Source organism: Acidovorax sp. FW305-C-20-28 (assembly GCF_058783375.1).
The window spans coordinates 377533-386182 of record NZ_JBYSYM010000002.1 but is presented as its reverse complement, the minus strand read 5'-3'; the positions used below and the strand labels follow the sequence as shown (position 1 = coordinate 386182).

Here is an 8650-nt window from a genome sequence, read left to right as displayed (position 1 = left end):
CCCCAGGACCAGACGGTGCCATCGGCGCGCAGCACCAGCGCGTGGTCGTAGCCCATGGAGATGGCCGGCTGCACCGCGTGCGCCGAGCCCATCGCAAAGGCACTGCACAGGGCGGCTGCGCCCAGCGCTGCGGCCGTGCGGAAAGTCTTGTTCTTCATCATCAATGGCTTCATCGGTTCCCTCGCAAGAATAAAAAAGAATGGTTGGCTGGGCGTTCAGCGGCTTGGCGCCCCCGCTGCGGAGCGCCACGGGTCCTGACAGGGGTGGCGCCGCGCGCGACAGGCGGGTGCCGGGCGCCCGGCCAGCGCAAGGTACCGGTGAAAGCCTTCTTTCACCCCACCCCGGCAGGGGGAGAACGAGGTCGGGCCACGCAAGGTGGAGCGGCCCCAGGGGCCAGGCTTCCGGCGTGCAGGCCCTGCGGCAAGGCGGCGTTCCAGGCGCTCAGGTGCTTGCCGTGCCCCTGGACGCAGTGCCGCGGCGAACAACTGGACGGGTGTTTGACCCCTTTCCAATCACCCCATGTCTTGAAACGGCAACAAATGCCCGTATCATTAGCACTCACTGCAATGGAGTGCTAACACCCCTTGCTGGATGAAGTTTGGTTGCGCCTGGCCTTTCCAGGCGCTTCGTACTGTCGGTAATTTTTTTGACCCAGGAGCAATGCAATGAACCTTCGCCCCCTGCACGATCGCGTGATCGTCAAGCGTATTGAAAGCGAAACCACGACCGCCTCCGGCATCGTGATCCCCGACAACGCCGCTGAAAAACCCGATCAAGGTGAAGTGCTGGCCGTTGGCCCCGGCAAGAAGAACGACAAGGGCGAACTGATCGCCCTGAACGTGAAGGTCGGCGACCGCGTTCTGTTCGGCAAGTACTCGGGCCAGACCGTCAAGATCAAGGGCGACGAGCTGCTGGTCATGAAGGAAGACGACCTTTTTGCTGTCGTCGAGAAGTAATTCTTCTCCCTACTGAGCAGACTTTTTACTGAATTCGGAGAAATCAAATGGCAGCAAAAGACGTAGTTTTCGGCGGCGAAGCCCGCGCACGCATGGTTGAAGGCGTGAACATCCTGGCCAATGCGGTCAAGGTGACCCTGGGCCCCAAGGGCCGCAACGTGGTGCTCGAGCGTTCCTTCGGCGCCCCCACCGTGACTAAGGACGGCGTGTCCGTGGCCAAGGAAATCGAACTCAAGGACAAGCTGCAGAACATGGGCGCCCAGCTCGTGAAGGAAGTGGCCTCCAAGACCAGCGACAACGCTGGTGACGGCACCACCACCGCTACCGTGCTGGCCCAGGCCATCGTGCGCGAAGGCTTCAAGTACGTGGCCGCCGGCATCAACCCCATGGACCTAAAGCGCGGTATCGACAAGGCTGTCGCCGCCCTGGTCGTGGAACTGAAGAAGGCTTCCAAGCCCACCACCACCTCCAAGGAAATCGCCCAAGTGGGTTCGATCTCCGCCAACTCCGACGAAACCATCGGCAAGCTGATCGCTGACGCCATGGACAAGGTCGGCAAGGAAGGCGTGATCACCGTGGAAGACGGCAAGTCGCTCGAGTCCGAACTGGACGTCGTGGAAGGCATGCAGTTCGACCGCGGCTACCTGTCGCCCTACTTCATCAACAACCCCGAAAAGCAATCCGCGATTCTGGACAACCCCTTCGTGCTGCTGTTCGACAAGAAGATCAGCAACATCCGTGACCTGCTGCCCACGCTGGAGCAAGTCGCCAAGGCCGGCCGTCCCCTGCTGATCATTGCCGAAGAAGTCGAAGGCGAAGCCCTGGCGACGCTGGTGGTCAACACCATCCGCGGCATCCTGAAGGTCGTGGCTGTGAAGGCCCCTGGCTTCGGCGACCGCCGCAAGGCCATGCTGGAAGACATCGCCATCCTGACGGGCGGCAAGGTCATCGCCGAAGAAGTGGGCCTGACCCTCGAGAAGGTGACCCTGGCCGACCTGGGCCAGGCCAAGCGCATCGAAGTGGGCAAGGAAAACACCATCATCATCGACGGCTCCGGCGCTGCCGCTGACATCGAAGCCCGCGTCAAGCAAGTGCGCGTGCAGATCGAGGAAGCCACGTCCGACTACGACCGCGAGAAGCTGCAAGAGCGCGTGGCCAAGCTGGCCGGCGGTGTGGCCGTGATCAAGGTCGGCGCTGCCACCGAAGTCGAAATGAAGGAAAAGAAGGCCCGCGTGGAAGACGCACTGCACGCTACCCGCGCTGCCGTGGAAGAAGGCGTGGTGGCCGGTGGTGGCGTGGCCCTGCTGCGTGCCAAGCAAGCCGTGGGTGACTCGGTCAAGGGCGACAACGCCGACCAGGAAGCCGGTATCAAGCTGGTGCTGAAGGCCATCGAAGCGCCCCTGCGCGAAATCGTGAACAACGCCGGCGGCGAAGCCTCGGTGGTGGTGAACGCCGTGTTGGCCGGCAAGGGCAACTTCGGCTTCAACGCCTCGAACGACACCTACGGCGACATGCTCGAGCTGGGCATTCTGGACCCCACGAAGGTCACCCGCACGGCCCTGCAGAACGCCGCTTCCGTGGCATCGCTGCTGCTGACGACCGAAGCCATGGTTGCCGAAGCCCCGAAGGACGACGCTCCTGCCGGCGGCGGCATGCCCGACATGGGCGGCATGGGTGGCATGGGCGGCATGGGCATGTAATTGCCGGCTGCGCACAGGGGCAGGCCGCACGGCGGCTCCTGTGCTCTCCATGAAAAAAGCCCCGCAGGCTGCAAGGCCTGCGGGGCTTCTTTTTTGCCCCCGCCTACAGAGGCTGGCTGCTTCGCATCACGGGCGAAATAGGCACGGCCCATACCAGTGACCGCCGCGCAAGGGCCGCCCCGCCGCGCTGGCGGTGTCCCCCTTCCCGAACTACGCAGTAGTTCGAGAGAAGGGGGAAGGCGCGAAGCGACTCAGGGGGATCAGAACCTATAAGTCGCGCTCAGCACCACGTTGCGGCGCGTGGCCCACCAGCAGTCACCGCGCGCGAGGCAGGTGCTCACATACTGCTTGTCGGCCAGGTTGCTGATGTTGAGCGCATAGCGCCACTGCGGTGTGTCGTAGGCGAGCAGCGCGTCCACCACGCCCGCCGAAGGAACGGTCGGGCCCGAGCCATCGCGGAACGAGGACAGCCAGCGGTAACCGGCACCGGCCGAGAAGCCGCGCACGCCGCCGACGGCAAAGCGGTAGACGCCCCAGACGGCCGCCTGGTGCCGTGGCAGCCCCTCCAGGGTGGGATCGACATCCGTGTAGTTGTAGTGGGCGATGAGGGCGAAGACCGTGGCGACACGCCCCTTGTACTCCAGCTCCAGCCCCTTGTTGCGCGTCTGGCCGGCCTGCAGCGTATTGCCGGCGTTGACCGGGTCGGCGATCTTCTGGTTTTTTTCCTTGAGATCGTAGACCGCTGCCGTGAACTGGGTGCCGCTGCCTTCGGGCACGTACTTCACGCCCAGCTCGATCTGCTCGCCTTCGAGCGGCTTGAAGCGCTGGCCCTGCTTGTTGGTACCGCTCACGGGGCTGAACGACTCGGCGTAGCTGATGTAGGGTGTCCAGCCGCCCGGCAACTGGTACATCACGCCCAGGCGCTTGGTGGTGTCGCTGGTGCGGTCGCCGGCCGATCCGGCCAGGCTGTTCACCGCGCGGTCATGGCGCAGGCCGGCCACGAAGATCCAGTTGTCCCACTTCATCTGGTCCTGCAGGTAGATGCCGCTCTGGCGCTGCACATTGCGGGGGCTGGCCTCCAGCGGCGCCGTCACCAGGTTGCCGTACACCGGCGCATAGGCGTCGATGGTGCTGAAGGCGCTGGCGGTGGCCTTGTCCTCGGTCTGGCGGTTCCAGTCCACACCCAGCAGCAGCTGGTGGCGCAGGGCGCCTGTGCTCAGATTGCCCTGCAGGTGCGTGTCCACCGCCGCCATGCGCGTGCGGGTGAGGGACTCATCATAGAAGCGGCCCAGCACGCGCTGGTTCACAGGGTCGGACCCGAAGCCACCGATGGTGGTGTAGAAATCGCCCCAGTGGTACACACCGCGGTTTTCGTTGCGCGCCAGGCGCAGGTTCTGGCGCACGGTCCAGTTGTCGTTGAAGCGGTGCTCGAACAGCCAGCCCACCGATTCGCGGTCGCTGTCGTAGTGGTCGCCGGGCTCGCCGATGAAGCGCGACAGCGGCAGTTGGCCATTCGGGTTGGGCAGCAAGGTGCCTGACCAGGGGAAGAACTGCGAGGTGCTGCCCGTGCGGTCCTGCTGCCAGTGGGCCTGCAGCACCAGCGAGGTGGCGGCGTTGGGCCGCCAGGCCAGCGAGGGCGCGATCAGGCGGCGGTCGTCGGGTACATGGTCCACCTGGGTGTCGGCCGTGCGGGCCAGGGCCACGAGGCGGTAGGACCATTCGCCGTCCTTCGTCAGCGGGCCGGTCAGGTCGGCCTGCAGCTGGCGGCGGTTCCAGCTGCCCAACTGCACGCCGACCTCGCGTTGCGCCTCCTGCAGAGGGCGCTTGCTGCCCATGTTGATCACGCCAGCCACCGTGCCGGCGCCGAACAGCATGCCCGAGGGGCCGCGCAGCACCTCGATGCGCTCCAGCGTGTAGGCGTCGGAGCGCGTGACGCTGGTGTACCAGTTGTAGTTCTGGCGCAGGCCGTCGAGGTAGACGTCCGGGTAGCTGCCGCGCACGCGCATGCCATCGGAGCGGCTATCGAGCCCATAGGCATCGCTGCGCACACCGGCCGCGTAGAGCAGCGCATCCTGCAGGTTGGAGGCGCCCTGGTCCACCAACTGGTCGCGCGTGATCACGGTGACGGATTGCGGTGTCTCGGACAGCGGCGTGTCCGTCTTGGTGGCCGTGGCGGCGTTGCGTGCGCGGTAGCCCACCACGGGGGCCGTGGCCGACTCCTTCTCTGCATTCGCGTCCACGCGCACCTCGCCCAGCGTGGCACCTGTCCCCTGCGCCCACGCCCCCGCCGCCGTGAGCCCGAACGCCAGCGCGATGCCCGCGCAGACGGCGGTCTGCCTGTAGTGAATTGCCATGATTTTCAAGAATAGTATTGATAACGATTCTCATTTTATTAATTCAGGACACAGGCACCAGGAACTTGTCGCGCGCAGGCAACGTGCCAATGGATACCAGATGCATCCGAGCTTGTGGGGCCCATGAAAAAAGCCCGCGGCTGCAGGTGCGCGGGCTTTTGGAGGGGCACTCATCGCCCCCAGGGAAATGTGTTGCCTGCTCAGCTGGCCTGCCGCAACGCCTGCGTGGCCTGCGCCAGCTGGGTGATGCGTGCCCAATCGCCGGCACGCACGGCGTCGCCCGGCGTGAGCCAGGAGCCGCCCACACAGCGCACATTGGGCAGTGCCAGGTAGTTGGGCGCGGTGGCATTGGTGATGCCGCCCGTGGGGCAGAAGCTCACCTGGCCAAACGGGCTGGCCCAGGACTTGAGCAGCGGGATGCCGCCCACGGCTTCGGCCGGGAACAGCTTGAGGAACTGGAAGCCATCGGCCAGCGCCTGCATGATCTCGCTGGAGGTGGCCACGCCGGGCAGCAGCGGCAGGCTCAGCCCCTTGCAGGCCGAGCCGACTTCGGAGGTGTAGCCCGGGCTCACGGCGAAGCGGGCGCCGGCCTCGCTGGCGCGGCGTGCGTCATCGGCATTGAGCACCGTGCCCACGCCGACCACCGCCTCGGGCAATTGGCGCGCGATGGCTTCGATGGCGGGCAGACCCGCGGGCGTGCGCAGCGTGACTTCAAGCACCTTGACGCCACCGGCCAGCAAGGCCTCGGCCAGGGGGATCGCGTCTTCGACGCGGTCGATCACGATGACCGGGATCACCGGGCCGTAGCTGGCGATGTCCGCCGGGTTCAGGGAAGGGGTGGTGGAGGCATTCACAGCCATGTACAGGCTCCTTGTTCGGCGCCGCCCGCATGGCGGCGAAAGTTGGCAAACAGTTCACGCCCGAAGCCGGTGGCTGCGGGCGCCTTGCATTCGTCGGGGGTGCGGGCCGCCCATTCGGCCTCGTCGACCAACACGTCGAGCGTACCGGCCACCGCGTCCACGCGCACCATGTCGCCATTGCGCACCTTGGCCAGCGGGCCGCCGCCCAGGGCCTCGGGTGTCACGTGGATGGCGGCCGGCACCTTGCCCGAAGCACCGCTCATGCGGCCATCGGTCACCAGCGCCACCTTGAAGCCCTGGTTCTGCAGCACGGCCAGGGGCGGCGTGAGCTTGTGCAGCTCCGGCATGCCGTTGGCCTGCGGACCTTGGAAACGCACCACGGCCACCATGTTCTGCTGCACCTCGCCCGCGCTGAAGGCCGCGAGCAGCTCTTCCTGCGAGTCGAACACGCGCGCAGGCGCTTCGATGATGTGGCGGTCCTCGGGCACGGCCGAGACCTTGATCACCGCGCGGCCCAGGCGCCCCTGCAGCAGGCGCAGGCCGCCCGTGGGCGAGAACGGCTTGTCCACCGGGCGTAGCACGGCCTCGTCGCCCGAGGTGGCGGGCGCAGCCTGACCGCCGGCGGCGATGCCGCCTTCGTTCACGCTCAGCACATCGGGGTGCATGAGGCCGTTAGCCAGCAGCTCGCGCAGGATCCAGGGCGGGCCGCCCGCAGCCTGGAACTGGTTCACGTCGGCATCGCCGTTGGGGTAGACGCGGGCCAGCAGCGGCACCACGGAGGACAGGTCGTCGAAATCGGTCCAGTCGATCAGGATGCCCGCGCTGCGCGCGATCGCCACCCAGTGGATCAGGTGGTTGGTGGAGCCGCCCGTGGCCAGCAGCGCGGCCATGGCGTTGACGATGCAGCGCTCGTCCACCACATGGCCGATGGGTGTGAAGCGGTTGCCGCGCTTGCCGATGGACAGCACGGTGCGCATGGCCTGGCGCGTGAACTCCTCGCGCTCGCCGCTGTCGGGGGAGGCAAAGGCTGCATTGGGCACATGCAGGCCCATGGCTTCGAGCAGCATCTGGTTGCTGTTGGCCGTGCCGTAGAAGGTGCAGGTGCCGGGGCTGTGGTACGCGGCCGACTCGGCCTTGAGCAGCTCGTCGCGGCCGACAAGGCCTTGCGCGTACTGCTCGCGCACCTTGGCCTTGTCCTTGTTGGGCAGGCCCGAACCCATGGGGCCGGCGGGCACGAACACGCAAGGCAGGTGGCCGTAGTGCAGCGCGCCGATCAACAGGCCCGGCACGATCTTGTCGCACACGCCGAGCAGCAGCACGCCGTCGAACACGTCGTGGGACAGCGCTACCGCGGTGGCCATGGCAATATTGTCCCGGGAGAACAGCGACAGCTCCATGCCGGGCGTTCCCTGCGTCACGCCATCGCACATGGCGGGCACGCCGCCGGCCACCTGGGCCATGGCGCCGTGGCGCGCGGCCTCGTCGCGCAGCAGTGCGGGGTAGGCCTGGTAGGGCTGGTGGGCCGACAGCATGTCGTTGTAGGCCGTGACGATGCCGATGTTAGGCGCCTTCTCGACGGTGACCTTGAACTTCTCGGAACCTGGCAGCGCGGCATAGGCATGGGCTAGGTTGGCGCAGCCCATGCGGTCCTGCGGGGGTTTGCGCTGGACCATGGCGTCGACCGTGGCCAGGTAGGCGGCGCGGGTCTCCTTGCTGCGCTCGATGATGCGGGCCGTCACGCGCGCTACGACTGAATGCATGGGATGCTCCATCGGGGGTGGATTCGGGTAGTGGGGAAAAGAGACAGCGGCTCCGGTTGGAGCCTCTAGAATGTAACTCGATAACCACCCCGGATCAAGTCAATGTCCCTGCAGACCCTGCCCCTGCCGCCCTCGGAACTCGGCGAATCGCCATTCTGGCATCCCCATGAAACATCCCTTTACTGGTGTGACATCCAAGGGAAGCGGGTGCATGCCTGGGCGCCAGCGAGCGGGCGCCTGCGGACCTGGGACATGCCGTCCGAACCTGGCTGCTGCGCACCGGCGGCCGGCCACAAAATAGTAATCGGGTTACGAGATGGCTTCTACCTGCTCGACACCCAGAGCGGCGCCCTCGCCTGCCTGGCACCCTTGCCCGCCGACGCGCACGACACCCGCGTGCTGCGTCTGAACGACGGCCGCTGCGATTCGGCGGGCCGCTTCTGGGCCGGCTCGGTGATCAGCCCGCGCACGGCGCCCGACGCGGCGCTGTGGCGGCTGGAAGCGGTACCGGGCGGCTTTCGCGTGCAGAAGATGGCGGGCGACAACTTCACCGCCAACGGCCTGGCCTTCAGCCCCGACGACCGGTGGCTCTACTGGTCGAACACGCCCGAGCACCGCATCGACCGCTTCGCTTTCGATGCCGACACCGGCAGCATCCAGGGCCGCACGCCCTGGGCCACTTTCCCCCCCAAAGTGGCGGGCGAGCCTTACGGCGGCCGGCCCGATGGTGCCGCCGTGGACGTGCAGGGCAACTACTGGGTGGCCATGTACGAGGGGGCGTGCGTGCTGCAGCTCTCGCCCGCCGGCCAAGTACTGCAGCGCATTGCCGTGCCCGTGCAGTGCCCTACCATGGTCTGCTTTGGCGGTGAAGACTTGCGCACGCTGTACATCACCTCGGCGCGCGCCGGCCGGCCGCAGGAGGAACTGGACGCCGCCGTGCCTGCGGGCTCGCTGTTCAGCCTGCCCGTCGAGGTGCCGGGCCTGCCCGTGAACTTCTTCCAGGCCAGCGCGGCGATGTGA

Annotated in this window: 7 protein-coding genes; 3 read left to right on the top strand and 4 right to left on the bottom strand. The window is 66.6% G+C overall.

Features of this window, described 5'->3' with window-relative positions; translation table 11 throughout:
* Positions 1-92 (bottom strand): RCC1-like domain-containing protein (locus AC3WOH_RS05045; protein WP_492228297.1); only part of this gene is annotated, 92 nt, incomplete at its 3' end.
* A 573-nt stretch (positions 93-665) separates the two neighbouring features.
* Between AC3WOH_RS05045 and AC3WOH_RS05040 the strand changes: the two genes are divergently transcribed.
* Positions 666-956, top strand: coding sequence for a co-chaperone GroES (locus AC3WOH_RS05040; RefSeq protein ID WP_007854024.1), 291 nt, complete (start codon positions 666-668; stop codon positions 954-956).
* A 47-nt stretch (positions 957-1003) separates the two neighbouring features.
* The gene (gene groL, locus AC3WOH_RS05035) at positions 1004-2656 is read left to right on the top strand and encodes a chaperonin GroEL (RefSeq protein WP_184859624.1); all 1653 of its coding nucleotides are present in this window, start codon (positions 1004-1006) and stop codon (positions 2654-2656) included.
* A 260-nt stretch (positions 2657-2916) separates the two neighbouring features.
* On the opposite strand, the gene AC3WOH_RS05030 is transcribed toward groL, so the two are convergent.
* From AC3WOH_RS05030 to edd, 3 genes are all read right to left on the bottom strand, one after another.
* Entirely contained in the window at positions 2917-5010 is a 2094-nt protein-coding gene (locus tag AC3WOH_RS05030) for a TonB-dependent siderophore receptor (protein ID WP_492228291.1), read from the bottom strand.
* Positions 5011-5210: 200 nt separating this feature from the next.
* Positions 5211-5870 carry a bifunctional 4-hydroxy-2-oxoglutarate aldolase/2-dehydro-3-deoxy-phosphogluconate aldolase gene (locus AC3WOH_RS05025; protein WP_492228290.1) on the bottom strand — a complete coding sequence of 220 codons (660 nt, stop codon included), beginning with the start codon at positions 5868-5870 and terminating at the stop codon, positions 5211-5213.
* Positions 5861-7630 carry a phosphogluconate dehydratase gene (edd, locus tag AC3WOH_RS05020; protein WP_492228289.1) on the bottom strand — a complete coding sequence of 590 codons (1770 nt, stop codon included), beginning with the start codon at positions 7628-7630 and terminating at the stop codon, positions 5861-5863. Before edd ends, AC3WOH_RS05025 begins: the two co-directional genes overlap by 10 nt.
* A gap of 102 nt (positions 7631-7732) precedes the next feature.
* Here edd and AC3WOH_RS05015 point away from each other — a divergent pair, with 102 nt between their 5' ends.
* Positions 7733-8650, top strand: coding sequence for an SMP-30/gluconolactonase/LRE family protein (locus AC3WOH_RS05015; protein ID WP_492228288.1), 918 nt, complete (start codon positions 7733-7735; stop codon positions 8648-8650).